This is a genomic window from Dyella sp., assembly GCF_036384435.1.
GTDB lineage: Bacteria > Pseudomonadota > Gammaproteobacteria > Xanthomonadales > Rhodanobacteraceae > GSA-30.
The window spans coordinates 27,324-51,786 of sequence record NZ_DASVMI010000085.1; the positions used below are offsets into that span (position 1 = coordinate 27,324).

Below are 24,463 nucleotides of genomic sequence, written 5' to 3' on the forward strand. Positions count from 1 at the left end.
TCATGCCTCGGAAAACGGAAAAGCCAGCACGTCGGCAATGGCGTCACTGCCTGCAAGGCACATCAGCAGGCGTTCGATACCCAAGGCCACACCCGCGCAATCGGGCATGCGGTCAAGCACAGCCAGCAGGTTCTCATCCATGGGCACTTCATCCACACCGCGCGCACGACGCACGGCATTATCACGCTCGAAACGCTCACGTTGCTCGCGTGCATCATTGAGCTCATGGTACCCGTTGGCCAGTTCATAGCATCCCAGGTACAACTCGAAGCGCTCAGCCATCGGCGGTTCCCCGGGGCGAATACGCGCAAGCGCGCACTGGCTGGCCGGATAATCGTGGATTAGCGTGATGCGGTCGACCGGGAACGAAGGTTGCAGCACATGGGTGATCAACAGATCCAACCAGTCGTCGCGTTGCAAGCCTTCGGGGTCGATACTGTAGGGTGCCAGGGGCTCCCGAAGGGCATCAATGGGAGCATGCAAAGGATCGAGCAGCAACTCGTCGATGAACAACTGACGATAGTTTTCCACCAGCACCTCGACTCGCCGCCCCACCATCGCCAGCGCTGCCTCGACCAGGCCTACCGTCTCCTCCATCAGGCGACGGTGATCCCAACCGACCCGGTACCATTCGAGCATCGAAAATTCTGGGTTGTGCCGCCCGCCCGCTTCAGCGTTGCGAAAAACACGCCCTAATTCATAGCAATCGCCCACCCCGTCGGCGAGCAGACGCTTGAGCGGATATTCCGGCGAGGTGCGCAGCCAGCGTTCGCGGGCGCCGGCGTCGACATGGCCGCTGAACCCGGTGCGAAAACTTTCGATGTTCGGATCGGTATTGCCGGCTGCCGAGAGAATCGGTGTCTCCACCTCAAGCACGCCACGTTCGGCGAAGAACTGGCGAATCAGCGCGTAAAGATTGGCACGCAAGCGCAGGGCATGGGTGCGGGATGCGGGATGGGGAATGGGAGCGGGCATGGGCTAATTATCGCCGGGCCCGGCGACGAGAGTAAGGGTTGGCGGGTGAGTGGCCGGGCTTTGGAGCACGCCACGCCCCATCACCTCGTAGGAACGACTTCAGCCGCGATGCGATCGGCGATTCAGTCGCAGATCGCGCTTCCACGCGACCACGTCGCGACTTGCTTTTCGCGACTGAAGGGAGCCTCTAAAAACCTCCCATCGAAATTGTCTTTCCGGCGAATCCCCCGACGGGACCCAGGGCTGGAATCCAGCGCATGTAGCGCCATCAGAGCCAGGCCACTTACGTCCCGGCTTTCGCCGGGACCATGGGTAGGATCGGTTTTTAGAGGTTCCCTGAAGTCGCTCCTATGAGGCGTGGGTGTCGAGAAGGGCCAGCAGGGCGGCTTCGTCCCATACGGGGACGCCTAGCTCCTGAGCCTTGTCCAGCTTGGAACCCGCCGCCTCGCCAGCCACCACGAAGCTGGTTTTCTTGGACACCGAGCCCGCCACTTTGGCACCCAGCGCTTCGAGTCGTTCCTTGGCCACGTCACGCCCCAGCGATGCCAGGGTGCCGGTGAGTACGACGGTCTGCCCTTCCAGCGGCAAAGTCGCCACCGCAGCCTCTTGGGGAATCACCTCAAGCAGCCGGTGCATGGCCGCTTCGGCTTCGCGCAAAGCGGCAAGCGCCGCAGGGTCGGCCAGATAAGCCTCCAGGCCAAGGGTCGCCGCCTGCGGCAGGCCCGCCACGGTCCAATGCGACGGACCGGCAGTCAGCAATTTTTCCACCGTGGGGTAATGTTCGGCGAGCAACCGCGTACTCTTGGGCCCAAGCTTGGGCACCTTTGCGTTGTCCAGCAGCACGGCCAGATTCAACTGGCTGCGGAGTTTGGGCGATGGTGCGGCTTCGTCACTGAAAGTGATGCCAGCGGCAAGCAAGGCATCGACGACCGCCTGGTTGCCTTCCTGTGCAAAGAACGCGGCAATCGATTTGGCCACTTCACCACCAACGTCCGGCAGCAGGCGCAGAAGAGGCTCGGGCGTGGCGCGAATGATCTCCAACCGTCCCAGCCATGCCACCAGCGTCTTGGCCGTACTTTCACCGATATGCATGATACCCAGGGCAAACAGGAAGCGCGCCAGCGTCGTATGTCGGCTGGCTTCGATCGCCTCGATCAGGTTCTCGGCCCACTTGGTGGCCACTTTGCCGGACTTGACGGTCTCCGGGGTCGTGCCATCACGCTCATCCGCACGTCGCTTCATCTCCAGGAAGTCGTCGAGCGTGAGCTTGTAGAGATCGGCTGGCGTATGCACATAGCCAAAATCCACCAGGGCGTCGGCGAAACGCTCGCCGATGCCCTCCACATCCATGGCGCGGCGCGCGGCAAAATGGATGATCGCTTCCTTGCGTTGCGCTGGACATATCAGGCCACCGGTACAGCGATAAACTGCCGCGCCCTCTTCACGCACAAGCGCCGAGCCACAGATATCGCAAGTTTCGGGCATTTGCCAGGGCACGGTATGTGCCGGACGTTGCTCAAGGATGACCCGCACCACTTCGGGAATCACATCGCCCGCGCGGCGAACGATGACCGTGTCGCCGACACGCACATCCAACCGAGCCACCTGGTCGGCGTTGTGCAACGTCGCATTGGTGACCGTGACACCCCCTACATAGACAGGAGCCAGGTGCGCGGTCGGCGTTGCCGCTCCAGTGCGACCGATATTGATGGTGATCGATTCGATCCGGGTGCTTTGTTCCTGCGCCGGAAATTTGTGCGCGATCGCCCAACGTGGCGCACGTGATACGAACCCCATGGCGCGCTGGCCGGCATAGTCGTCGAGCTTATAGACCACGCCATCAATGTCATAAGGCAACGCATCGCGCTTGTCGCCGATACGCTTGAAATATGCGATCAGGCCGGCAAAGCCCTTGGCAGTCGATACTTCGGGGGATACCGGAAAGCCCCATTCACGCAATTGCAGCAACGTCTGCGAGTGCGTCTGCGGCAATTCATAGCCTTCAACAACGCCTACGGCATAAGCGAAGAAACTGAGCTTGCGCCGCGCCGTGATCGCCGGATCGTGTTGGCGCAGCGATCCGGCGGCACCATTGCGCGGATTGGCCAGTGGCTTCTCGCCCTGATGGCGGGCACGCTCGTTGAAGGCTTCGAAATCCTTGCGCAGCATGACGACTTCGCCGCGCACTTCCAGCACGCGCGGCCAATGCTCGCCACGCAGACGCAAGGGAATGGCCCGCACCATGCGCAGGTTGGCTGTCACGTCTTCGCCGGTCTCGCCATCACCCCGGGTCGCACCTTGTACAAAAACGCCATCTTCATAACGCAGGCTGATGGCCAAGCCATCGAGCTTGGGCTCCACCGAGAATGCTGGCTCACGCCGGCCCAGCGTCTGCTCGATACGTCGCTCAAAGTCGGCTACCTCGGCGAAACGCTCCCGATCATTGTCGCCGTCCTGCTCGAACGCGTTGCTGAGCGACAGCATCGCAATGGCGTGGCGAACTTCGGCGAAGCCACCCTGCGCTCGCGCTCCCACCCGGCGTGTCGGCGAATCAGGCGTGACAAGCTCCGGATGCTTCGCCTCCAACGACTCCAGCTCGCGCATCAGGGCGTCGTAGTCCGCGTCCGGGATTTCCGGATCGTCGAGCACGTGATAGCGATAATTGGCATGCTCGATCTGCGCGCGCAATGCGTCGACTCGGTGCTTTGCTTGGGCCTGACTCATGCATTCGTCCTCATTACAGCCACAACGGGGCTTCGAAACAGCTCTCCCCGAAGTCGTCGATCCGGCGAATCCCGCAAGGGGAATACGCCGGATCGATAGATAGGTGAGGCTTTCTCGAGGTCCTTACAAGTTTACCCAGTCGGCACGTCAGACACATGCATACGCACAACGAAGGTTGCGGCAAAGCGCCCGATTCAGCGATGCAGATCGCCGGACGCTTCAGGCTGGTAATCGATCGCCAGCACGCGCAGGCGACGATGCCGTCCATCGGGCATGGGCCACTCGATATGCTGGCCAACCGTCAATCCCAGCAGCGCGCTGCCTACGGGGGCCAGGATGGACACCGTGCCAGGCTGGCCTGCCTGGGCGGGATACACCAACGTCACCGTATCGATGTCACCATCGGCCTCGTCTTCGAAACGAACCGTGGAATTCATGGTCACGACGCCGGGCGGCATGTCGGCAGGCGCGACAACCTCGGCACGCGCCAGCTCGCTGGCCAGGTCGGCATAGCGCGCAGCCTCGGCCGGAGGCATTCGCTCAAGCAAGGCCTCGATTCGCTGTACGTCGAGACTGGAAAAGACAATAGAAGGTTTGGGCGTAGACACGGCGGGAATCCTTTGGAAGTCCACAAGGCCCGGCACCCTCGCCTCCTTGGCTGGGCGCCGATGAAAAGCGCCTGACTTTGGTTTGAGCGTCGCAAAAAATCAAGCTGCCATAACAGATATACTGAATAAATCATGTCTGATGCCACTCCCGCCGCTGCGGAAACCCCCACCTCACCACCTGTTGCCGCCGCTGCGGGTACCCCTCCAGATACGCGCCCCATGCCGGCGGGCACCGATGATTACGCCAGCCATCGAGGCCTCATATGGCTCGTTGCGGCCGCTTTCTTCATGCAGGCGCTGGATTCGACCATCGTCAACACCGCCGTGCCCGCCATGGCCGAGGCGTTACAGGTCACCCCTCTGGGCATGCGCACGGCGCTGACCAGCTATGTACTGACCCTGGCCATATTCATTCCGGCCAGCCCGTGGCTTTGCGATCGCTTTGGCACACGTCGCGTGTTCTCGATCGCCATCGCCGTGTTCACAATCGGGTCGCTGCTGTGCGGTGTCGCGCAGACTCTCCCGCAACTGGTTGCCGCACGCGTGCTGCAAGGCCTGGGCGGCGCGGCGCTGATGCCAGTCGGTCGTTATGTGCTGGTCCGCACAGTGGCCAAACGCGACTTCGTGCGGTCGATGAGCACCGTTGCCACCGTGGGCCTGCTAGGCTCGGTGTTAGGGCCTTTGCTGGGCGGGGCGCTGGCGCAATACGCTTCATGGCGCATGATTTTCCTGATCAACGTCCCGGTCGGTCTGGCTGGCATGTGGATGAATCGACGCTTCATGCCCGATTACATACTCGATCATGTCAGTCGATTCGACTTCTCAGGCTTCGTGCTGTTTGCCGGTGCATCGGCACTGCTATTGACGGCATCGGAAAAAGCCGGCGGCACCAACGAATGGGGACTTGTGGGTGTGTGCACGCTACTGGCCATCGGGCTCGGCACGGCGTACGTGTGGCACAGCCGGCGTACCGGGCATCCCGTCCAGGATCTTGGCCTTTTGCGCATACGCAACGTATGGGTGGCGTTGGCGGGCAACCTATTCACGCGCCTGGGCGTCTCGGGGATGTTCCTGCTGGTAGTGCTGTTCCTGCAGGTCGGCTGCGGCTGGTCGCCCCTGATGGCCGGCCTGATGATGGTGCCCCAGGCGTTGGGCTCCATCAGCGCCAAATGGGCCGTCAATCGCCTGCTGGTGGCCATGGGTTACCGCCGCATGCTGCTTTTCAACACCTGGATCGTGGCCTTGTTACTGGCGAGCTTCGCGCTGCTGGGCAAGGATTCCCCGATGGCGATGATTGCCTTGATGATGTTCCTCTACGGCGGCTTCATGGGCCTGCAGTACACGGCCATGAACACGCTGGTGTACCAGGACCTGGACGTCAAATATGCATCCATGGCCTCCTCCATGGCTTCCACTGCGCAGTACCTGTCGATGAGCTTCGGCATAGCCCTGGCGTCGTTGTTGATGGAAGCCCTGCTGCAAGGTCATGCCCATGATGACTACGTCGCCGCCTTTCGCTGGACAGTCTTGTTACTGGCCGTTGTCACGGCCGCGGCCAGCCAACTGTTTGCGCAGCTGAAAAAGGATCGCGGACAGGCTGGGAAGGCCTCAGGCCGATAGCATCTGAGTGTGAAACATGTAGGATGTCGGCTCACGGAACGAATCGAAGAATTATACGATGCACGCTGCCGACATCCTGCTCACCCTATTCGTCGTCTTCCTCGCCGCCCAAATTGGCGGCGAGATCGCGCAGCGCCTGAAATTGCCTGGAGTGGTCGGCGAAATCGCGGCCGGTTGCATCATAGGTCCCTCACTTCTGGGCTGGATCAAGCCGGAGGAAGTTCTCTCTGGCACACCGCTGGATGTCCTCGCGGAAATCGGCGTGGTATTGCTGCTGTTCTCCGTGGGCCTGGAGACGCGCCTTGAAGACCTCAAGCGCGTCGGCAAGGCCGCCTTCCTGGTTGGCGTACTCGGCGTGCTGGTGCCATTTGGCATGGGCAGCTTCTGGGCGCACGGCGCTGGCTTCGACTGGGGCAAGTCACTGTTCGTGGCTGCGGCCTTCGTGGCTACCTCTGCCGGCATCACCGCACGCGTCTTGCAGGAGCTGGGGGTACTACAGCGCACCGAGAGCAAGGTCATTCTTGGCGCAGCCGTCATTGATGACATTCTGGCCATGCTGCTGCTCGGGGTGGTGACCTCCCTTCAAGGCGGCGAAGGCTTCAACCTGGCGCATCTGTTGATGGTACTAGCCGGCGCAGTGGGCTTCATTGCCGTGATTGGCCTGGGCGGCGCGAAGGTGATGCGCTGGAATTCGTCCTGGCTGGATCGCCCGGTCAATCCGCAATCTCCGTTGCTGATCGTGCTTGCGCTGTGCCTGGGACTGGCCTATCTATCCACGCTGTTCGGCCTGGCTGCGATCATTGGGGCCTTCCTCGCGGGCATGATTGCCTCCGAGACCCGCCAACAGCACACGCTGGAAAAACAGACCCAGCCCCTGCTCGCACTGCTGACGCCTTTCTTCTTTGTCATCACCGGCAGCAAGATCGACCTGCATCAACTGGCCAATGGCGATGCCCTGCTCACGCTGGGCATCGTCACCGCGATCGCCATCGTTTCCAAGCTGCTTGGCGGCTACCTGGGTGCGCTGTCGCTAGGACAGCGTGGCGCGACAATCGTCGGCTTCGGCATGGTGCCGCGCGGCGAGGTCGGCGTAGTGATCGCCAGTCTGGGCCTGACCGCCGGTGTGTTCAACGATCACACATACGCCATCATCGTGGCCATGTCCCTGCTTACCGCCATGGTCACGCCTCCAGTGCTGGCCTGGCTGCTCAAGCGTGGCGACAAGGTACAGGCGCCCGAAACGACCGGCTAACGCATGCGCTGGTAAGTCGTCAGCGCCTCCTGCCGCGACCCGGATAGATCCACCATGGGTGCCGGGTATCCACTGCGCTTGAGCAAGCCCGGGTCTTTCCAGGGCTCATGCAGCAACTTGATCGGCGCATCGGCCAGTTCCGGCAACCAGCGGCGCAGATAACGCCCCTCGGGATCGAATTTCTGCGCCTGGGTGACCGGATTGAAAATACGAAAGTACGGTGCGGCGTCAGCGCCGCAACCGGCTACCCACTGCCAACCCAACGTGTTGTTGGCCAGGTCAGCATCCACGAGGGTGTCCCAGAACCACTGCGCTCCATGATGCCAATGCTGGCGCAGGTTTTTGGTCAGGAAACTGGCCACGATCATACGCACACGATTGTGCATCCAGCCCGTGTGCCAAAGCTCGCGCATGCCGGCATCCACCAGGGGAATGCCCGTGCGACCCTGTTGCCAGCGCTTCAACTGTGACTTGCTGGTACGCGCCCACGAAAAACGATCGAATTTTGCGTTGAAGTTCTCTTTCGGCGTTTTCGGAAAGTGATAGAGCAGATAGTGTGCAAATTCACGCCATCCCAGCTCACGTAAATAAGGCTCAAGATCCGGGCGACGTTTCGCATCCATGCGCTGTATGCCAGTATGCAGGGCGTAATAAGCCTGACGCGGTGAAATTTCACCAAAGTGAAGATGCGGCGACAACCTTGACGTGCCATGCCGCGCGGGCAAGTCGCGCACATGGGCGTAATCTCCCAAGGCATCGTCAGCAAATAACTCCAGCATCTCCTGAGCGCCTTTTTCGCCGGGCGTCCAGGCTTCGCTCATGCCCTTGTCCCACGCTATTTTTGGTAGCAAACCCAGTTGTGACAACGTTACGCCACCGTCGACGGATGCACTTGGCGACAGTAACGGCGTCGACAATGGTGAATCCACCTGCAACTGCGGGCGCAGATTTCGCCAGAATGGAGTGAAAACGCGATAGGGTTGTTCCTGCTGGGTAAGGATCTCCCAAGGTTCACACCATAGCGATGCGTTGAAGCTATGTACTTCGATACCATCGGCTCGCAAGGCTTTCTTGATATGCGAGTCACGCGCAATCGACGCAGGCTCGTATAAACGGTTCCAGTACACTGCGGTCGCGCCACTTTGGCGAATCGTTTCACGCAATACCGAGAGCGAATCGCCGCACGTCAGGTGAAGTTTGGCGCGGTGCCCCCGCAGAGCCGTTTCCAATGCAGTAAGTGAGTGATGCAGCCACCAACGGCTGGCTGCACCCGCCGCCCAGGAACCTTCCTCCTCCGGCGCATGAATGTAGAGCGGCACCACGCGTTCATGCGAAGACACGGCCGCATGCAAGGCAGGATGGTCGGATAGGCGAAGGTCCCGGCGGAACCAGACGATGGCTGTAGTCATCGGTGCAGTGTAGCGACGACCAAGGTCGTTATCTCTGTTTTTTCTAAACGTCGCTGAACAAATGGAGTCGAGCTGATGAATGAACGTGAAGAAATCGCCAGCAAGCCCCTTCGTGGTTTTGCCCGCCTGAGCCCTGAGCAACGCGCCCAGATCGCTCGCCGCGGTGGCTTGGCAGCCCATGCGAGCGGACACGCACACGAATTCGACACGAGAGAAGCACGTTTGGCAGGGCATAAAGGAGGTGAAGCGGTCAGCGCCAATCGCCAACATATGGCTGAAATAGGCCGTAAGGGCGGCAAGGGACGGCGTAAGAAGATTCAGGAGAACTGACCGCGCGTTCCCTTTCCAGGAGTGTTTTCGTGCCCAGACCCTATCCGATACGATTGGCCTTGCTACTGGCTCTGACAATCAACCTTCCCCTGCTTGCCACCAGTTCCGCCAGGGCACAGGTCAATCACGCAACTGACATGGCCAGCCGGGGTCTGGGCACGAAGGATCGTCAATTCCTTCAGGCGGCGGCCAACAACGGCGCCGCCGAGGTGGTCATGGCTCAAATGGCCTTGCAACAGGCGAAGTCACAACAGATTCGCCAATTCGCCCAGCAGTTGCTGGATGATCATATGCAAATCAATCGCGAGCTGGTCAAGCTCACCAATCTCAAGCAGGATGCGCAACCGGCCAAGGTGCCTGCGCAGGACAGCGAGATGCAGAAAAAACTGCACGCCTTGCACGGATCCGACTTCGATCAGGCCTATGTCGCCGATATGGTGCAGGCTCACCAGAATTCAGTCATCGTGTTCACACGAGCGACTCAAGAAAGCTCAGATCCGGACGTGAAGCACTTCGCCACTACCACGTTGCCGTTGCTGCAACACCACCTGGAGCTGGCCAAGGGACTGCAAGCCAGGTAATGGAATGGGCGGCCAAAGTCCTGCTGCTGCCGCCCACGCTGACGTCGAGGAGCCTTCCTATTCCCTGGGTTTGGCCGGGACAAAGGGAGATACCGGGTCACTTGCCGGGAATGTTTCTTCCAACGAGCTATCTTGATTCTCGCTTTCCCGGCGCTTGCGCTGGTCTCGCTGTTGCGGTGTCTCCTTGCCAAACTGCGGCCGGTCGTGGTGGTGATGGGAATCCTTACGGTCATGGCTGCTCATGGTACGGCCCTCACTGCGGTGATCGTGTTTTAGAGAGTGCGCGCATCCGAGTGAAGGCTAGATATGTTCGCGCGTTAAACATTCCATCCACGTCCGCCCCACAAAGCGCGGAGGACGATGTGAGATACGCCCACGTTCCTGAAGGAGGCTTAGCCCATGCGGCTGAACGCGCACCTGCCCAATGAAATTCCACCGCCGATACCCCCTCATCAGCCGCCTCCGGCGCCGGTGGAGCCAACACCGTCGCCCACTCCTCCCCGACCAGAAATTCCCCCGGAGGTGCCACCGGACACACCGCCTGAGACACCACCGCCCTCTGTCCCTCCTATGCCTGGCCCGGGTGAACCACCCCCGGTCATCGATCCGGTTCCGCCGGTTCAACGCTGGCGGGCCCGAGATCGGGACATGTTCTTTCATGACGCTGGGGGGCCGAAAAACGATTGGCTTAAAAGGCAGGGGGCGAGTGGAGAGGATCCAAATCCAGGCGACTGAGGCAAACCGCCAAACCATATCGCCCTCCTGATAGCAGACATCATTGGGGCATTTATGACGGCGGGCGCCCGCTGTTCATCCTGATGGTTTAGCCGGTTAAGGAGTATCCTCTAGTGATGGCCCAAGTCCATGCGTGGGAGGTGAGCCGCAACACCTCCTGATGAGGCTTCCATGATCCAGCAGATTTCAAGCGCCTGCCAGAACGCGCTCGTTACCCCCTGCTGACCTGCGTCATGAATTCCAAGGCGGCTTTGCGTCATGACTCACGAGATTTAGTGAGATCGCTATGCGGGAAAACATCAAGATCATGAACGTACTTCGCGACGCTGCGGCTTGCCTTGGAAGCCACGACTTCGCGCTCTCGCTAATCGCCCCTTGACTTCCCACTTCTTTACCACGTCAATCCATCAGCAGCCACTGGCATCGTAACGGTTCAAGCAAGCGAATGAAGGATCTCGGCTCAAAGGGCTTGAGCGTCCCAACCGCATGGGCTGCGCCGCCCGCCGAGAAGGCCTTCAGCGCCTCCGCATCATTGAAAGTGACGACCGCAGGTAGAAGGTGAGCATGGGCCACACCACGCCATTGGGCGATCGATGGCCAGGCATTACTTTCGGTAATCACCATCGCAACTGGCAGTAGTACTCCCGGTGCAACGTCAGGCAAGGCTTCTACCAGCGCATCGCCGTCGATGTAGCGCCATATCGGATTGCGCATGCCTGCCTCACGTAAGCTCGACTCGATATGAGCGGCGTCGGACGGGTCCGATTGCACGACGGCGATGGCTGGTAGTGGCTCAGTCATGAGTGCGCGTTAGCCCCTCAGATGATGCCCATCAACAGGAGCACCAGCACGATGATCAACACCAGGCCCAGGCCGCCGCTTGGGTAATAGCCCCAGCCACGGCTGTACGGCCATGCCGGCACGGCACCAATCAGCAGGACAATAAGCACAATCAGAAGAATCAGTGACATCTTCGATTTCCTTCGAATCGACATCCGGGATGGATGGCTTGCACCACTACCTTGCGTGTCGTCTCGTCAATGCGGTGTCCAGTTTTTGCCTTTAGCTGATGATGGAGGGGGTTTCGAATGGCAGAGCAGTTGCACCCGATTCACGTATTGCGCTGTCAGCTAAATCGAGCACGTCTTTTTCACCGTCGAGCACAACCAGAATGTGCCCTTGTTCAATCTCATCCTCAAACTTCCGTCGCACCGGATCAGGAACCGCCGAACCCGCCAACGCACTGGTCCATGTGCCTACGGCCGCCCCTGCGACGGTGGTAGCGGCTACACCTGCCAGTGTCAGGCCAATCGGCGTAACCACTACAGCAAGCAACCCGGCAAGCAACCCCGCAGCACCGCCCCAGGTCACGCCTCGCAAGGCGGCTGGATAAAAGTCGCCGTCGACCACGCGTCGGTCGTCGGGCACTGCTTCGAGCTCGATATCCGAGCGAGCAATAAGGGAAATATCATCATCAGGCACTCCATGTTGGCGGGCTGCGGCCATGGCCGCATTGGCGCTCGAAATATCTGGTGTGCTGTATACATGGCGATTCTTCATGATTTGATCTCCGGGAAGGAAAGTTTGGAAAGATCCTGGCGGGCCTGATCGAATCCTTCCCATGGATCCTTGCGCAGCCGCGACAGTCGTCGGCGCATGGTGTGGATATTGAATGCCGCACCATTTTTTGTTTTACCCAGCTCATCCCAGCGCAAGGGGGCGGCAACAGGCGCTCCTTCGCGAGAACGCAACGAATATGACGCCACGCTAGTCGCGCCACGAGCGTTACGCAGATAGTCCACAAAGATCAGCCCATCGCGCTTTTTTCTTGTTGCCACAGCGATGAATTCGTCTGGAAATGCCTCAGCCAAGCTCTGGGCGAATCCATGCGCAAAAAATTTGACGTAATCCCAAGCACAAAGCTGGATCGGGACGACTAAATGCAGGCCTTTTCCTCCGGTTGTTCGCACGAAAGATGTCAACCCGAGCTTTCTCAGTAACATGCGTACTCGCCTTGCGGCACTGATCACGCGCCCCCACGAGACATCTGGCGCGGGATCGAGATCAAAGATCATACGATCGGCATGATCAGGGGCTTTTATCGTCGAACCCCACGGATGAAACTCCAGTGCTCCAAACTGCACCAGCTCGATGACCGCCTCAGGGCTATCGATATAAATATAATCGTTCGATTGGCCCGATTCCTCCAGCAAGCGCGCATGCGGTGTGTGCTTGAGGCCATCGAAGGCATGCTTCTGGAAAAAACATACCTTGCCGACTCCAGAGGGACAACGAATCACCGATACCGGACGACCGATGACCTCGGGTAGGAAATGATCCATGACGACCTGGTAATAGTCGGCCACATCTTGTTTGGTAATCCCCTCATCCGGATAAACTTCGCGATCCGGATGTGTAATGGTAATTGTCTCTCTATTGTGCGTCGGCGACTTCGTTTTAATACTTTTCTTAATACCTTTCGATGATGACGCTGATGTTTTTTCTGGTGCTTGCATCGCCTTGGCTCCTTTGACCCCGGCTCTATCGCCCTTGCGCAAATCCCCTGGCAACTTATCTTCACGCATGGCCTTGAGTGACGGCTGTCTTAGCAACCCCGAGTTGCCGACTCCACGAAAATAGACTTCCACGACTGCATGAGGATTGACCCAATGCGCCCCGCGTAACAACGGATCGATCGTAGCCTCGTGAACACTGGGGTGACTTTGTTCGTGGCGCTTCAGTGTACTGGTCAGCGTCCCGAGTAGCCGATCGCTGAACCCAGTACCTACCCGCCCTGCGTATTCCCAACCGCCATCGGTAGACGGGCGACCCAAGAGCAACGCGCCGAAGCCGACACGAGAGCCCTGCCCTTCGGTAAATCCCACAATCGCGAATTCATCACTAACCAGGCGCTTGACCTTTCTCCAGCTATCGCCGCGACCGACTTCGTACCGCGCATCGGCACGCTTGGAGACAATGCCCTCCAGTTCGTGCTTAATCGCCATGTTGAAGATCGCCTGACCCTCACCCATCGCATGCGCGCTAAAGAGAATACGATTGCTGCCAGATGCTTCGACCAAGAATTCGAGCAAGGTTTTTCTATCCACCAAGGGGACCTCGCTAAGGTCATAGCCTTCCAGATACGGAATATCGAACAGCATATAGCGCAAATCGGCCTCCACATCCCCTGCGAGCGCTTGCTGTAAACGACCAAAATCGCTGTGACCATGGCTGTCCAACGCGATCAATTCACCATCGAGTCGAGCCGAGCGCAGACCGAGCGATGCAAGCGCATGCAAGATATCCGGAACCCGTCGATTCCAATCGACTTGATTACGTGACCAAAGCTGTACTTTGTTCTGCGCGATACAAGCCAATAGTCGATAGCCATCCCATTTGACCTCGTGTAACCACGCGCGACCTGCTGGCGGCTTATCGACAAGCCGCGCCAACTGTGGCGCCAAAAAACTGTTATCGATGCTCCGCTTACGGGCATTATCAAGCGATGCCAACCATCGGTGGATTTTGGCAAGGGCTGGCTTTTTAATACTGCGTGACTGGCCGGACTTCGCATCAGCGCGTCCACCAGACAGCCGACCGGCGTCAATTTCTTCAGGCATCCGCGGGCGCGAAACCTGCCCTTGTGGGGTCTTGGCCAATGCGCCCGCGCGCTTGCTCAGCAGGTCATCGACCTCCCAGGCACCGGCATATCGGTCGTCTGCCTTGATGAGGAACCAGACAGGTTGGCGTTCCTTGCGGTGACTGCGCACCAGATGCCAGCGCCCTTTAAGATGGCCACCAAAAAGCTCGAAGCTCAGATGCCCTTTTTTAAGGCCAGCCAGGGCGCTTCCTTCGGATTGCCAATTTCCTGTGTCAACGCGGTCCACATGGCCAGCACCATAGTGACCTTCCGGGATATCACCTTCGAAAGATGCGTATTCCAACGGATGATCTTCCACCTCGACAGCAAGGCGCTTCACATCAGGATCAAAACTAGGACCTTTCGGTATCGCCCAACTCTTCAGGACGCCGCCCACTTGCAGGCGAAAATCAAAGTGCCGGCGCCTGGCATGGTGCAATTGCACAACAAAAATGGGCTTGGCACTGCGTGAACCCGACGAGCCTCGCGGCTCTCGGGTGCGACTGAAATCACGTTTGCGTTGATACTGACGCAGGCCCACGAATAGCAGTCTCCACGGCAAACCAAGAGTTGATGCTCAAGTACCCTAGGTATTGCGCTGTGACAGGCATGTGCAACATCGCATGACCTTCTCGTAACGGTCACGCATGTTTCACCCTCGCCACGTTTTGCTTCAGGCGATGACCCTCGAGGAACTCTCCATGGCCCGCCCCATCTGGTCCGGTACGCTTTCTTTCGGCTTACTCAATGTGCCGGTGTCGTTGATGTCCGGTCAGCGCGCAACGGACCTGCACTTTCGCATGCTCGACAGCCGCAACAACACGCCAGTGCGTTATGAACGCCTCAATGCCGACACCGGCGAAGAAGTACCCTGGAAGGACATCGTCAAAGCCTTCGAGTACAAGAAGGGAAACTATGTTGTGCTCAAGCCGGAAGACATTGCTTCGGCCGCGCCCGACAGCCATGAGACGGTGGAGGTGGAGAGCTTTGTCGATGCCGACAGCATAGGACCGGAATACTTTGAAAAGCCCTATGTGCTCGTGCCCGGCAAGAAAGCCGAGAAAGGATATGTATTGTTGCGTGAAATCCTCAAGCGCACGCACAAGATCGGCATCGCCAAGGTCGTCATCCGAACGCGCCAGTACCTGAGCGCAGTCATTCCCAAGGACGATGCCCTCATGCTCGTGCTGATGCGCTATCCTCAAGAGCTGATTGACGCCGCCGATTACCCGTTGCCGGCGGGCTCGCCTTCAAAGTACCGCATTTCCAGCAAGGAAATGGATATGGCGCAGAGCCTTATTCAGTCGATGTCCATGGATTGGAATCCGGAAGAATATATTGACGAGTTCCGCGGCAAGTTGCAGAGGGTGATCGAAAAGCGCCTCAAGTCCAAAGGCGTGGTAACGCCCGCCGTGGAAGAGAACCTCGGCGATGAAGATGCAACAACCAATGTAGTGGATTTCATGGCGCTGTTGCAGCAAAGCCTCAACAACAAACACCGAACCCCGGCCAAGAAAAGTACCTCGGCCAAGCGAGCACCCAAGCGCTCGACATCATCCAGGAAAACATCATCCAAGCACAGGGGAAAGCGCGCCAAGACGGCGCGCTAGAGGGTAAAAAGCTAGATGTGGTTTATGCGGCATCCGCGTCGATGACGCCCTGGATCAGGGTCGTGCAATGTCCGCCGATCCATGGCGTCTGGCCACGATAGGACACCAGGACCTGCCCATCTCGATGGATTCGGGTTCCCTGTCGGGCCAGATAAGCCGAGCGACCTGCCGCGTGTCCCATCACGCCATGCGCCTCCAACAACCAGGCAATGCAGCCATTGGCGCTGCCGGTGATAGGGTCTTCGACGAATGAGCCCTGCTCGACAAGAAAGGTTCTTACTTCGATATCCTCTGTTGCACCGGCATCATGAAGACCAAACACCGCCAGTCCGTGATGCTCGCTGCGTGCAAGCAGTTCCTGCAATGCCGCCACGTCAATGGCAACATTGAGGCAGGCCCGGGCGTCAGCCAGGCCGACAACCAGCCATCGGTTACCCATGGTCACGGATGCGGCTGGTACCTGCGCCAGCCAGGCGCGTGTGCCGATGGCGCGGGATAGCAAGTCCCGCAACGATTCGTCGAAAATATCGATCTGCACGGGCGGCGCCTGGAAAGCCAGGACGCCGTCGTCACCGACCTCGATGTTCACCAGGCCAACACCGCAATGCTGGACCAATCGACCCGGCGTCCGTGGTCGAAGTCCTGCTTCCAGTAGCGCGTGGGCAGTGCCCAGCGTGGGGTGACCCGCAAACAGAAACTCCCCGTCCGTGGTAAAGATGCGAACGGCGTAGTCAGCCTCGGGCACTGGCGCAGGGATGACGAAAGTGGTCTCCGACAGATTCGTCCAGCGGGCAATGCTCTGCATTGCTTCGTCACTCAACCCCTCTCCATTCAACACGACAGCCAGGGGATTGCCCTTGAATGCGTTTCTTGTAAAGACGTCGACCTGCTTGAACGGGCGCTGCGCCATGACGCGATCCTGTCAGACAAACGTCAAGTGTATCGAAAAGTAGTGCGATAGCCCCCATGTTCAGGCCCTCCGCCCGGTGCACCCATTGGCCAAGCAAAGCTCATGCCGCCTGTTTCGCCTGGTGCCAGGTCACGAGCTTGCATAAATCAGCTTTTGGAGAGCTAGGAATTTGCCACCGATCGCCTATTATCCAAGCCATGACCTCTTCAGCGAGCTAAGGATGCCCTGGGAAGAAATGCATGGCGGCATCTGGTCCGCCGAACTCGATTACGGTGATGATGTCGTGTTCATACGGCACGTCGTTTCAGCCGACCTGATCGCATACCTGTACAGGCGCGAAGATCGCACCTATGTCGCCTCGGTATGGCGCAAGACGCACTACCGCAAGTGGCGGTTGCCTTTCTGGACAGCGGTGGAGCCAGCCGAAACATTCACGTCCGAGCGCCAGGCCGACCTTTACCTGACCGAACTGGTAGGTGCTCTTGCGGCCGACGAAAGATCGGGCCGTCCCGGCATCCGTTACGAGAGCGAAGACTTTGCCCCTATGGGCGAGCAAGCCATTGATAACGGCAATGTGGTTTATCTTTTTCCTCCAAGGCCACGCGGCAAACCATCGCAGTAATCTCCAGCAAGTGGTCCCATCGCCGCCGGGGAAAATCAACGGTGGTCGCCTCGGGAGCTGGCCTGCATCGAACGATTCAATGCGCAAGAAATAACGAACTTCACTGCCTTCAAGACACTGGACGGAATGGTTTTGACGCGCGCAGAATAATCGGCGAGGCGCGACCGCTAAAGGTGCAACACCTTGAGCTCGCGCCGGAGTTGCATCGACCAAGGGTAAGTCAGCGGCTACGGGAACAACTGGCTTGAGCGGTCTACCGAACGATTTCGACCTGAACGCCGCGTGGTTTCGCAAGGCACAAGGCGACTTGAAGGCTTTCATGGAGGCGTTTGCGGTGCGGCTCGAAGGAGCAGTGCCAGGACGAGTACGCGTCGAGCGCCGCAAGGACGGTTTGTTCTCCAGAGCCAGCCATGTCACCCGGATCAATGTCGAGGCCCAGCAGCACCTTTACACCTTGGCACTGCATGCAGGCCGTCTTACGGCCCAGCGCGCCAAGGTGGTGCGCGGCGTGACACTGACTACCGAGCAGATGGATATCCCGAACTGGCTGACCGCCCTTCGCGGTGATATCCAGTCGATGGCTGAACTGGCAGGTAGCGCGCAGGATGTACTGCACGATTTCCTGATGTCCTGACCCCACCTTTCATTCACGACGGCCAGTGCCCATCGCCACGGCGATCGGCACCCGACCGGATCGGGAGTACACATGTCCTGGTTCGACCGCTTCAAAAATGGTGCTGCGCCGCCGCCAGCCACCGACACGCAACATGATTTGGCCGGTGACCCTGCGCAACGGCAACAAGCGTGGGAACAGGCGCTTCGCGAGCACCGACCGCCCTCGTTCGTCACCGAGCGATTGCAACAGGCTGCCCAGGGCAAGCTGCCCTGGATCGCCACCATGACGCCTGCCGAGTTGGCGCTTACACGCAGCCATGGTATTCGGCCGGTCGCCACCGTATCGGGCACCTGCTGGTTTCACTACGGCTTTTCGTGGACCAACGGCCATGCCAGTGGCTGGCATAGCGCGCTGCGTCGATTGCAACGCGAAGCCGCCGTTGCCGGCGCGCATGCCGTGGTCGACGTACGCATGCGCAAGATCGAGCTTGAGCTTGGCGACAGCATGGATTTCACGTTAATCGGCACTGCGGTACGTATCGAGGGTTTGCCGCCCAGTGACGAACCCGTGGTGTCCACGGTGTCGGCGCTGGAATTTGCCCGGCTGCTGGAAGCAGGCGTGGTCCCGGTGGGCATTGCTGTCGGCGGGCATTACGAATGGCTTCCCGAAAGCTGGCGCAATCTTTCGGCAACAGGTGGCTGGGTGAACCAGCCATTGAAGGAACTGGGCGGTTTCTGGGAGCGCGTACGACGCGTTGCCCTGACGCAATTGCGCCAGGACACGCATGCGCAGGGCAACGGTGCCCTTGCACATACGCACTTTGGCCAGTTGTTGAAAATCGAAGGCGACAACAACAGGCCCTCTCGTTACCTGGGGCGCCACATCGTGATCGCCACCGTGATCGATACCCAGCGGCGCGCATCCTTCCCTCACCCGGTGCAACCGGTGGTGGATATGTGCGCGTCACGATCACCCCTGCTGGAAACCACCTCCAGTCATCGTAACGTCTACAACACCAATCAGGAAGAAGGTTCGATATGAGCGACGGCACAGCCATTCCGCAACCCGCCCTGGAACGCCTCAAGGGCCTTCGCCGCGAGGGACATACAGGTGGCATCTTCACCTCCGACTTCTCCGTCAACGAGTTCCTGCTCGTGCGCAAGGCTGGCTTCGAACCCGTGGGCCTGTGTGTTGGCTCGTGCATTTATCACCTGGGCGTCCAGTACGCCAAATGGGGCCAGAGCCAGGAAATGACCGTCCTGTCGCAGGCGATGTATCACGCTCGCGAGCTGGCAATGTCGCGCATGCGCGAGGAGGCAGTCGGCATGGGCGCCGATGGCATCGTGGGCGTGCAATTGACCGTCAAGCGCATGGAATGGGATAGCGACATCCTCGAATTCATCGCGATCGGCACCGGCGTTGTCCATGCCCAGGGGCATCCCGGTTTCAAGGGGCCGGGCGGCAAGCCTTTTACGTCGGATCTGTCCGGCCAGGATTTCTGGACCCTTCTGCAAGCCGGTTATCGCCCGCTGGAAATGGTGATGGGCTCGTGTGTCTATCACGTAGCGCACCAGGGCCTGCTGAAGTCGCTTGGCAACGCCGGCCGCAACGTCGAATTGACCAACTTCTCCCAAGCGCTGTACGACGCGCGCGAAATCGCCATGGAACGCATGCAGCACGAAGCGACGGCCGCCAAGGCCGAAGGCGTGGTGGGCGTGGACCTGCACGAGGGTTCACACAACTGGCAACCACACATCATCGAATTCTTTGCCGTGGGTACGGCCGTGACGCCGATCGGCTCCGAACCGGATGCATCGCGCATTCCCGACCCGCAACTGGTGCTGTCGGTCAACAACTGACGGCCAACGATCGCTGAAAGGAGTATAGACATGAGTATTTTCGGACGTGTTGCCGACCTGCTCCAGGCCAAGACGCAAAAACTGCTTAATCGCCTGGAAGATCCCAATGAAACGCTCGATCTGTCGTATGAAAAAATGATCACCGGCCTGCAGGAGACCAAGCAGCATCTGGCCGAGGTGGTCACCGAACAGAAAGTGCTCGAACGCCAGATCGACGCATCCCAGAATGAAGCGACCAAGTCGCAGGAAGACGCTCGCCTGGCTTTGCAGGCGTCGCGGGAAGACCTGGCCCGCGCCGCATTGACGCAACGCCAGGCAGCCCTGGACAAGGTGCAATCGCTGGGCAAGGCACGTGACAATATCGCCGCTCAGGCGGACAAGCTGATCAGCTACCAGCACACGCTGGAGAGCCGGATCGAGCAGTTCCGCACGCAAAAGGAAGTCATGAAAAGCAACTACGCCGCTGCCCAGGCCCAGATTAAAGTCACCCAATCCATCACCGGCGTTGGCGACCACCTCAATCACGTGGGCGACGCCATGCGTCGTGCCGAGGACAAGGTGACCGGCATGCAGGCCAAAGCCGATGCCATGGCTGACCTGATGCATGCCGGCGTGTTGAAGGATCCGCTCGATCATCGCTCCACGACCGAGCGCGAACTGCAGGACCTGCGCTCAGCCAATGCGCTGGACGCGGAACTTGCCAAGCTCAAGGCCGAGCTAGGCCAGGGCTGAGCATAAAGGCAGCCACCGCCGTCAGGCGGGCGGTGGCTGTTTGTGCAGGTGGCGTGACGAAAGGATCTACGCAGGTATGTGACGCGAGAGGTCTTGGGAGTCGAAGGAGCTTGCGCTACCCTGCTATGCATGCCTGCTAACACTCCCTTTTCGATGATCCGCGAGTTCCATCTCGCCGACTGGTTCACCCTGGGCAATGCCGTCTGCGGCGTGAGCGCCCTGTTTTCTGTGATGTCCTACCTGGACGACGGAAACGTCTACTGGATCTACCAGGCCTGCGCACTGGCTGTTGTCGCGCTGGTCTTCGACGTCCTTGATGGCCGCATTGCCCGTTGGCGCCAGAAGTCCTCGGCTATGGGACGCGAGCTCGATTCGCTGGCAGACGTGATTTCCTTTGGTGTGTTGCCTGCCGCCCTGGCCTATGGCTGCGGCATGCAGGGCACCCTGGACAAAGCTGCCCTGGTGTTCTTTGTCGCCTGCGGCGTGTCGCGCTTGGCGCGATACAACGTAACTGCCGAGACGCTCTCGGAAGGTGGCGACAAGGTGAAGTATTTCGAAGGCACGCCCATCCCTACTTCGTTGCTACTGGTAGCCATGTTGTTCGCAGCCGCCTGCATGGGCGCCCTGGGAGATCGATTGTGGTTTGGCGTCGTGCATGCCGGCCGACTCAGCCTTCATCCGCTGGTTTTGCTGTTCGTCGTGTCCGGCTCGCTGATGATCAGCCGCATTCGCATTCCCAAGCTGTGAAATCCGGCGGGGTGACGTCTACGCTGGATACGTCAACTGCATGCTTATTCCAGCCCGGCCCAGGGCACGCCCGCGGAGACTGACTGCCGTGTCCGCGGACATGCCTTTCCCGTCCGCGGTCGCTCCAAAGACAGCAAAAGTGACGCTGCCGGCTCGATCATGAGCTGGCACAACGTTTGCTCAACCTCGGTGATCATCCCACCCATCAACGAGGCTTGCATGAAATCGCTCTTGCTTATCGCCGCCGCCGTGCTCCTGACCACGCCGGCCATGGCCGGTGAATCGACCGGCTACATCTATGGCTACGCCGATCCTTCAGCGCAAATCGTAGTGGTCAACGAAGACACCAGCGCGGTCATCGGCGTCGTCGCCAAACCCGATGGTACGTATCGCGCCGATGACTTGGCACCAGGTCACTATGCGATCACCGAGGCGGGCGAACATCACGCGCAACGCCATCTCTCGGTCAATGCGGGCAAAGGATCGAACGTAGATCTTGCCGGGCATAAAGGCTGAACAAAATACCGTAGCGCCGATTTTGATGCTCCGACCGGCTTGGCAACCCGGGAAATCTCAGCGGAGTAGCTTCGCAAACGCGCGTGCTTGGTTTAAGGTCCCAGGCCTATGCTCAGGAATTCGCACCATGCGCCAGCTTTGCAGAATACTGTTCACCGCTCCGTTCGCGTTGTTGCCTTTGGCCGTCCATGCAGCCAATCCGGTCTTCCCCGGCTGGTACGCCGACCCTGAAGCAGCCATCTATGGCAAGCAGTACTGGATTTATCCGACCACGTCGGACGCCTATGCCAAGCAGACCTATTTTGACGCCTTCTCCTCGCCTGACCTGGTGCACTGGACCAAGCATCCGCGTGTGCTCGATGCCAGCCATGTCACCTGGGCTAAGAAAGCCATGTGGGCTCCTGCGCTGGTAGAAAAGAACGGCAAGTATTATTTCTTCTTTGGCGCCAATGACATCCAGAATGACAAGGAAATGGGCGGCATTGGTGTGGCGGTTGCCGATCATCCGGAGGGCCCCTTTCGCGATTTGATCGGCAAGCCGCTGATCGGCGCCTTCCATAACGGTGCGCAACCCATCGACCAGTTCGTGTTCAAAGACAGCGATGGCGCCTACTACATCATCTACGGCGGCTGGGGCCACGCCAATATTGCGCGGTTGAAGGATGACTTCAAGGGCATCGCCACACTTCCCGACGGCAGCCAGTTCAAGGAGATCACACCCAAGGATTACGTCGAAGGCCCGTGCATGTTCAAGCGCAACGGCAAGTATTATCTGATGTGGTCGGAGGGGGGCTGGACTGGCCCTGATTATTCGGTGGCGTATGCCATCGCCGATTCGCCGTTAGGACCATTCACACGCATCGGCAAGATCCTGCAACAAGACCCGAGTATTGCCACCGGCGCGGGGCATCATTCGGTGTATCACGTGACCAAGGGAGACCACTGGTACATCGTCTATCACCGCCGCCCGATCGGCGAAACGGCAGCCAATCATCGCGTGGTGGCGATCGACCGCATGGATTTCGATGCTCAAGGACATATCTTGCCGGTGAAAATTACCAACGAGGGCGTGGCCCCCATGCCTCTGGATTGACCACGGTCAATGGGTGAAGAGAAGTGGCTGGCTCGGCATGCCTCACCGGCGAACATCGCGCAGCTCCATGCATCGCTTGAAACTCTCAAGACGCAACGCGCCTTGCCTGGTATTCGCGATGCAAGCCGCGACCCAGGTCGCGGCTTGGAGGTTTGAAGCCCGGGTCTACGCCTGCATCGCAAATTAGGCCGCAACTTGGAAACCTAGAGTCCCAATCTGCGACTGGATCGCAGACTGCATCGCGACTGAAGTCGCTCTTACGCAGACCGTTGCCTCAACAAATGTTCAAGCCGCGCCAGCATTGCCCAGGTAATCGGCCATCACATCGCCCAATGGCGGCAATGTGACCGCGCTCATATGCGTGCCGGGCACTTCGACGTAACGAGCCTCAGGCATCACGTCAGCCAGGTCCTTGGCCGAACCGTTGTCATGATCGTCCTTGCCAGTCACGATCAAGGCAGGCGTGGTGATGCGCGCCAGTTCCTCCCGCGAGGTGTCGACGAAGGTATCGAGCACGCACAGCAAAGCTTGCGGATCCCCGCCTACTGTCTTGAGGAAAGCCTCGGCCATGAACTCCGAGGAACCACGGGGAAAGGTGCCCAGGTTGCCAAGCAGATGACGGAAATACGCGCCTCGGCCGGCTGTATCGAGCACACCTTCAAGGCCCATGCCACCCAATATCGCCCGCGCCGGTGAGGCACCATGCACCAACATGCGCATGCTGGTCCTGGCCCCCAGGGAATACCCCCCCAGGTCATACTCACCCAGCCCCAGGTGCTCGATCAGCGCGAAGCCATCACTGGCCAGCACGTCCGGCGGATACGCCGCCGTATCATGCGGCTTGGCACTGTCACCGTGTCCACGCAGATCCGGCATGATCACGCGATATCCACGAGACGCGATCTTGGCCGCATGACCATACCGCAGCCAATTGACGGTCGCGGTAGAAAAAAACCCGTGGATCAGCACCAGCGGGCGCCCCTGCCCCAACTCCCGATAAGCAAGCCGGACACCATCGGGCGCCGTGAAATAATGGATGGCCAAGTCGTTCATGGGTTTGCTTGCTCCAGATAGTCGCCCAGCCCAAGCTCCTGACGGAACGCCTCACCCACGTCGCAGTACGCCTTGCGCGCGGCAATGCTTCGCTCGAATTCGAAATAACTCGGCGGGCGACCCACATCATCCTCGTGGCCGCTCTCCAGACGATAGACATCGAAGTGGACAGCCGCGTCATCGGCAAACGACTGGCCAAAATCGCGTTTGGCAAGGATCAGCTTGACCTTGCCGTCCATCGTCAACAGACGGAAATCGAACAATACGCAATCGGCGCCACCGCCACGTTTTACATTGAACTGCTCGTCCTGGCCCTGCTTGCTGTCCCTGAACACCGGCATGATCGTCCAACCATCGGATGTGGCGTAGAACGACGTCACGGTGAAGCCATGGGCATTGCCGTTGGGACGATCGGCCATGATGATCGCCATCTTCTGGCCGCCAAGGCTCAGCGAGTTGAGGCCATTCTTCAGCGTCACCACCTTGGCCGCGGAAAATTCAGCCGCTCCAACGCATGCGGTGACACCGAATCCGGCCATGAACAGCAAGCCGTGAAGCATGCTGCGACGAAATCCATACCGAGCCATGGGGTTACTCCTTTTCTCGAAGCGATGCGGGGGCATGAGCATGCCTGCCCGGCGCGAAATACCACACTGCCAGCACGAGCTGCGCCGCGACCAAGGCACCCCAGACGGTCTGGTGGGCCACCAGGGGATAGTGTCCGCCCTGCGCGGACCAATGGCCAAGTGCATGCCCGATGCCGATCTGTAAACCGAAGATGAGCAGGAAAATCACCAGGGTGAACGTGGTGTTGACGCGCCCGATCAGGCG

25 protein-coding genes are annotated in these 24,463 nt (G+C 59.4%); 13 read left to right on the plus strand and 12 right to left on the minus strand.

Annotation, left to right across the window (positions count from 1 at the left end; all coding sequences use genetic code 11):
* From epmA to rnk, 3 genes are all read right to left on the minus strand, one after another.
* A complete protein-coding gene (gene epmA / locus VF436_RS08245; RefSeq protein ID WP_330903526.1) occupies positions 1-975 on the minus strand; it encodes an EF-P lysine aminoacylase EpmA in 975 nt (324 codons plus the stop codon).
* 348 nt (positions 976-1,323) lie between these two features.
* Positions 1,324-3,699 (minus strand): NAD-dependent DNA ligase LigA, encoded by a 2,376-nt coding sequence (ligA, locus tag VF436_RS08250; RefSeq protein WP_330903527.1) that lies wholly within the window; start codon positions 3,697-3,699, stop codon positions 1,324-1,326.
* A 194-nt stretch (positions 3,700-3,893) separates the two neighbouring features.
* Positions 3,894-4,307 (minus strand): nucleoside diphosphate kinase regulator, encoded by a 414-nt coding sequence (gene rnk / locus VF436_RS08255; protein WP_330903528.1) that lies wholly within the window; start codon positions 4,305-4,307, stop codon positions 3,894-3,896.
* A 132-nt stretch (positions 4,308-4,439) separates the two neighbouring features.
* Here rnk and VF436_RS08260 point away from each other — a divergent pair, with 132 nt between their 5' ends.
* Both VF436_RS08260 and VF436_RS08265 read left to right on the plus strand, forming a co-directional pair.
* Positions 4,440-5,927, plus strand: coding sequence for an MFS transporter (locus VF436_RS08260; protein WP_414649829.1), 1,488 nt, complete (start codon positions 4,440-4,442; stop codon positions 5,925-5,927).
* 58 nt (positions 5,928-5,985) lie between these two features.
* A complete protein-coding gene (locus VF436_RS08265) occupies positions 5,986-7,179 on the plus strand; it encodes a cation:proton antiporter (protein WP_330903529.1) in 1,194 nt (397 codons plus the stop codon).
* On the opposite strand, the gene VF436_RS08270 is transcribed toward VF436_RS08265, so the two are convergent.
* Positions 7,176-8,588: a deoxyribodipyrimidine photo-lyase gene (locus VF436_RS08270; protein ID WP_330903530.1), complete on the minus strand. Its 1,413-nt coding sequence runs from the start codon at positions 8,586-8,588 to the stop codon at positions 7,176-7,178. The two genes, VF436_RS08265 and VF436_RS08270, sit on opposite strands and share 4 nt — an antisense overlap.
* 75 nt (positions 8,589-8,663) lie before the next feature.
* Here VF436_RS08270 and VF436_RS08275 point away from each other — a divergent pair, with 75 nt between their 5' ends.
* Together VF436_RS08275 and VF436_RS08280 are read left to right on the plus strand one after the other, a co-directional pair.
* A complete protein-coding gene (locus tag VF436_RS08275; RefSeq protein WP_330903531.1) occupies positions 8,664-8,918 on the plus strand; it encodes a stress-induced protein in 255 nt (84 codons plus the stop codon).
* Between the two features lie 29 nt (positions 8,919-8,947).
* On the plus strand, positions 8,948-9,499 hold the full coding sequence (locus VF436_RS08280) for a DUF4142 domain-containing protein (protein ID WP_330903532.1): 552 nt from the start codon (positions 8,948-8,950) through the stop codon (positions 9,497-9,499).
* 1,134 nt (positions 9,500-10,633) lie between these two features.
* On the opposite strand, the gene VF436_RS08285 is transcribed toward VF436_RS08280, so the two are convergent.
* From VF436_RS08285 to ligD, 4 genes are all read right to left on the minus strand, one after another.
* Positions 10,634-11,035 (minus strand): hypothetical protein, encoded by a 402-nt coding sequence (locus VF436_RS08285; RefSeq protein ID WP_330903533.1) that lies wholly within the window; start codon positions 11,033-11,035, stop codon positions 10,634-10,636.
* 17 nt (positions 11,036-11,052) lie between these two features.
* Positions 11,053-11,205 carry a DUF3309 family protein gene (locus VF436_RS08290; protein WP_330903534.1) on the minus strand — a complete coding sequence of 51 codons (153 nt, stop codon included), beginning with the start codon at positions 11,203-11,205 and terminating at the stop codon, positions 11,053-11,055.
* Between the two features lie 91 nt (positions 11,206-11,296).
* Complete coding sequence (locus tag VF436_RS08295) at positions 11,297-11,794, minus strand: hypothetical protein (RefSeq protein WP_330903535.1); 498 nt, start codon at positions 11,792-11,794, stop codon at positions 11,297-11,299.
* Positions 11,791-14,415 (minus strand): DNA ligase D, encoded by a 2,625-nt coding sequence (ligD, locus tag VF436_RS08300; RefSeq protein ID WP_330903536.1) that lies wholly within the window; start codon positions 14,413-14,415, stop codon positions 11,791-11,793. Before ligD ends, VF436_RS08295 begins: the two co-directional genes overlap by 4 nt.
* 160 nt (positions 14,416-14,575) lie before the next feature.
* On the opposite strand from ligD, the gene VF436_RS08305 reads away from it, so the two are divergent.
* Positions 14,576-15,484 carry a Ku protein gene (locus VF436_RS08305; RefSeq protein ID WP_330903552.1) on the plus strand — a complete coding sequence of 303 codons (909 nt, stop codon included), beginning with the start codon at positions 14,576-14,578 and terminating at the stop codon, positions 15,482-15,484.
* 22 nt (positions 15,485-15,506) lie between these two features.
* Here VF436_RS08305 and VF436_RS08310 read toward each other — a convergent pair whose 3' ends face one another.
* A complete protein-coding gene (locus VF436_RS08310) occupies positions 15,507-16,394 on the minus strand; it encodes a PhzF family phenazine biosynthesis protein (protein ID WP_330903537.1) in 888 nt (295 codons plus the stop codon).
* Positions 16,395-16,614: 220 nt separating this feature from the next.
* Between VF436_RS08310 and VF436_RS08315 the strand changes: the two genes are divergently transcribed.
* The 8 genes from VF436_RS08315 to VF436_RS08350 all read left to right on the plus strand — a co-directional run bounded on the left by VF436_RS08315 (position 16,615) and on the right by VF436_RS08350 (position 22,579).
* Positions 16,615-17,016 carry a hypothetical protein gene (locus VF436_RS08315; protein ID WP_330903538.1) on the plus strand — a complete coding sequence of 134 codons (402 nt, stop codon included), beginning with the start codon at positions 16,615-16,617 and terminating at the stop codon, positions 17,014-17,016.
* A gap of 244 nt (positions 17,017-17,260) precedes the next feature.
* Entirely contained in the window at positions 17,261-17,650 is a 390-nt protein-coding gene (locus VF436_RS08320; RefSeq protein WP_330903539.1) for a hypothetical protein, read from the plus strand.
* A gap of 72 nt (positions 17,651-17,722) precedes the next feature.
* Entirely contained in the window at positions 17,723-18,673 is a 951-nt protein-coding gene (locus VF436_RS08325; protein WP_330903540.1) for a hypothetical protein, read from the plus strand.
* Complete coding sequence (locus VF436_RS08330; protein ID WP_330903541.1) at positions 18,670-19,491, plus strand: heavy metal-binding domain-containing protein; 822 nt, start codon at positions 18,670-18,672, stop codon at positions 19,489-19,491. Before VF436_RS08325 ends, VF436_RS08330 begins: the two co-directional genes overlap by 4 nt.
* Before the next feature lie 30 nt (positions 19,492-19,521).
* Positions 19,522-20,223 carry a PspA/IM30 family protein gene (locus VF436_RS08335; protein ID WP_330903542.1) on the plus strand — a complete coding sequence of 234 codons (702 nt, stop codon included), beginning with the start codon at positions 19,522-19,524 and terminating at the stop codon, positions 20,221-20,223.
* A gap of 129 nt (positions 20,224-20,352) precedes the next feature.
* The gene (gene pssA, locus VF436_RS08340) at positions 20,353-20,970 is read left to right on the plus strand and encodes a CDP-diacylglycerol--serine O-phosphatidyltransferase (protein WP_330903543.1); all 618 of its coding nucleotides are present in this window, start codon (positions 20,353-20,355) and stop codon (positions 20,968-20,970) included.
* A gap of 219 nt (positions 20,971-21,189) precedes the next feature.
* Positions 21,190-21,486, plus strand: a complete 297-nt coding sequence (locus VF436_RS08345) for a carboxypeptidase-like regulatory domain-containing protein (protein WP_330903544.1) — start codon at positions 21,190-21,192, stop codon at positions 21,484-21,486.
* A gap of 127 nt (positions 21,487-21,613) precedes the next feature.
* Positions 21,614-22,579, plus strand: a complete 966-nt coding sequence (locus VF436_RS08350) for a glycoside hydrolase family 43 protein (RefSeq protein WP_330903545.1) — start codon at positions 21,614-21,616, stop codon at positions 22,577-22,579.
* 285 nt (positions 22,580-22,864) lie between these two features.
* On the opposite strand, the gene VF436_RS08355 is transcribed toward VF436_RS08350, so the two are convergent.
* From VF436_RS08355 to VF436_RS08365, 3 genes are all read right to left on the minus strand, one after another.
* The gene (locus VF436_RS08355; protein ID WP_330903546.1) at positions 22,865-23,632 is read right to left on the minus strand and encodes an alpha/beta fold hydrolase; all 768 of its coding nucleotides are present in this window, start codon (positions 23,630-23,632) and stop codon (positions 22,865-22,867) included.
* A complete protein-coding gene (locus VF436_RS08360; protein WP_330903547.1) occupies positions 23,629-24,219 on the minus strand; it encodes a carbapenem self-resistance protein CarG family protein in 591 nt (196 codons plus the stop codon). The genes VF436_RS08355 and VF436_RS08360 overlap by 4 nt, the downstream gene beginning before the upstream one ends.
* A gap of 4 nt (positions 24,220-24,223) precedes the next feature.
* On the minus strand, positions 24,224-24,463 hold a 240-nt coding region (locus VF436_RS08365), incomplete at its 5' end, for a hypothetical protein (protein WP_330903548.1).

Coding starts and splice junctions, on each gene's coding strand:
- epmA (WP_330903526.1), bottom strand. CDS start 975: ATGCCCGCTCCCATTCCCCATCCCGCATCCCGCACCCATGCCCTGCGC.
- ligA (WP_330903527.1), bottom strand. CDS start 3,699: ATGAGTCAGGCCCAAGCAAAGCACCGAGTCGACGCATTGCGCGCGCAG.
- VF436_RS08260 (WP_414649829.1), top strand. CDS start 4,440: ATGTCTGATGCCACTCCCGCCGCTGCGGAAACCCCCACCTCACCACCT.
- VF436_RS08265 (WP_330903529.1), top strand. CDS start 5,986: ATGCACGCTGCCGACATCCTGCTCACCCTATTCGTCGTCTTCCTCGCC.
- VF436_RS08270 (WP_330903530.1), bottom strand. CDS start 8,588: ATGACTACAGCCATCGTCTGGTTCCGCCGGGACCTTCGCCTATCCGAC.
- VF436_RS08275 (WP_330903531.1), top strand. CDS start 8,664: ATGAATGAACGTGAAGAAATCGCCAGCAAGCCCCTTCGTGGTTTTGCC.
- VF436_RS08285 (WP_330903533.1), bottom strand. CDS start 11,035: ATGACTGAGCCACTACCAGCCATCGCCGTCGTGCAATCGGACCCGTCC.
- VF436_RS08290 (WP_330903534.1), bottom strand. CDS start 11,205: ATGTCACTGATTCTTCTGATTGTGCTTATTGTCCTGCTGATTGGTGCC.
- VF436_RS08295 (WP_330903535.1), bottom strand. CDS start 11,794: ATGAAGAATCGCCATGTATACAGCACACCAGATATTTCGAGCGCCAAT.
- VF436_RS08305 (WP_330903552.1), top strand. CDS start 14,576: ATGGCCCGCCCCATCTGGTCCGGTACGCTTTCTTTCGGCTTACTCAAT.
- VF436_RS08310 (WP_330903537.1), bottom strand. CDS start 16,394: ATGGCGCAGCGCCCGTTCAAGCAGGTCGACGTCTTTACAAGAAACGCA.
- VF436_RS08315 (WP_330903538.1), top strand. CDS start 16,615: ATGCCCTGGGAAGAAATGCATGGCGGCATCTGGTCCGCCGAACTCGAT.
- VF436_RS08325 (WP_330903540.1), top strand. CDS start 17,723: ATGTCCTGGTTCGACCGCTTCAAAAATGGTGCTGCGCCGCCGCCAGCC.
- VF436_RS08330 (WP_330903541.1), top strand. CDS start 18,670: ATGAGCGACGGCACAGCCATTCCGCAACCCGCCCTGGAACGCCTCAAG.
- VF436_RS08335 (WP_330903542.1), top strand. CDS start 19,522: ATGAGTATTTTCGGACGTGTTGCCGACCTGCTCCAGGCCAAGACGCAA.
- pssA (WP_330903543.1), top strand. CDS start 20,353: ATGCCTGCTAACACTCCCTTTTCGATGATCCGCGAGTTCCATCTCGCC.
- VF436_RS08345 (WP_330903544.1), top strand. CDS start 21,190: ATGAAATCGCTCTTGCTTATCGCCGCCGCCGTGCTCCTGACCACGCCG.
- VF436_RS08350 (WP_330903545.1), top strand. CDS start 21,614: ATGCGCCAGCTTTGCAGAATACTGTTCACCGCTCCGTTCGCGTTGTTG.
- VF436_RS08355 (WP_330903546.1), bottom strand. CDS start 23,632: ATGAACGACTTGGCCATCCATTATTTCACGGCGCCCGATGGTGTCCGG.
- VF436_RS08360 (WP_330903547.1), bottom strand. CDS start 24,219: ATGGCTCGGTATGGATTTCGTCGCAGCATGCTTCACGGCTTGCTGTTC.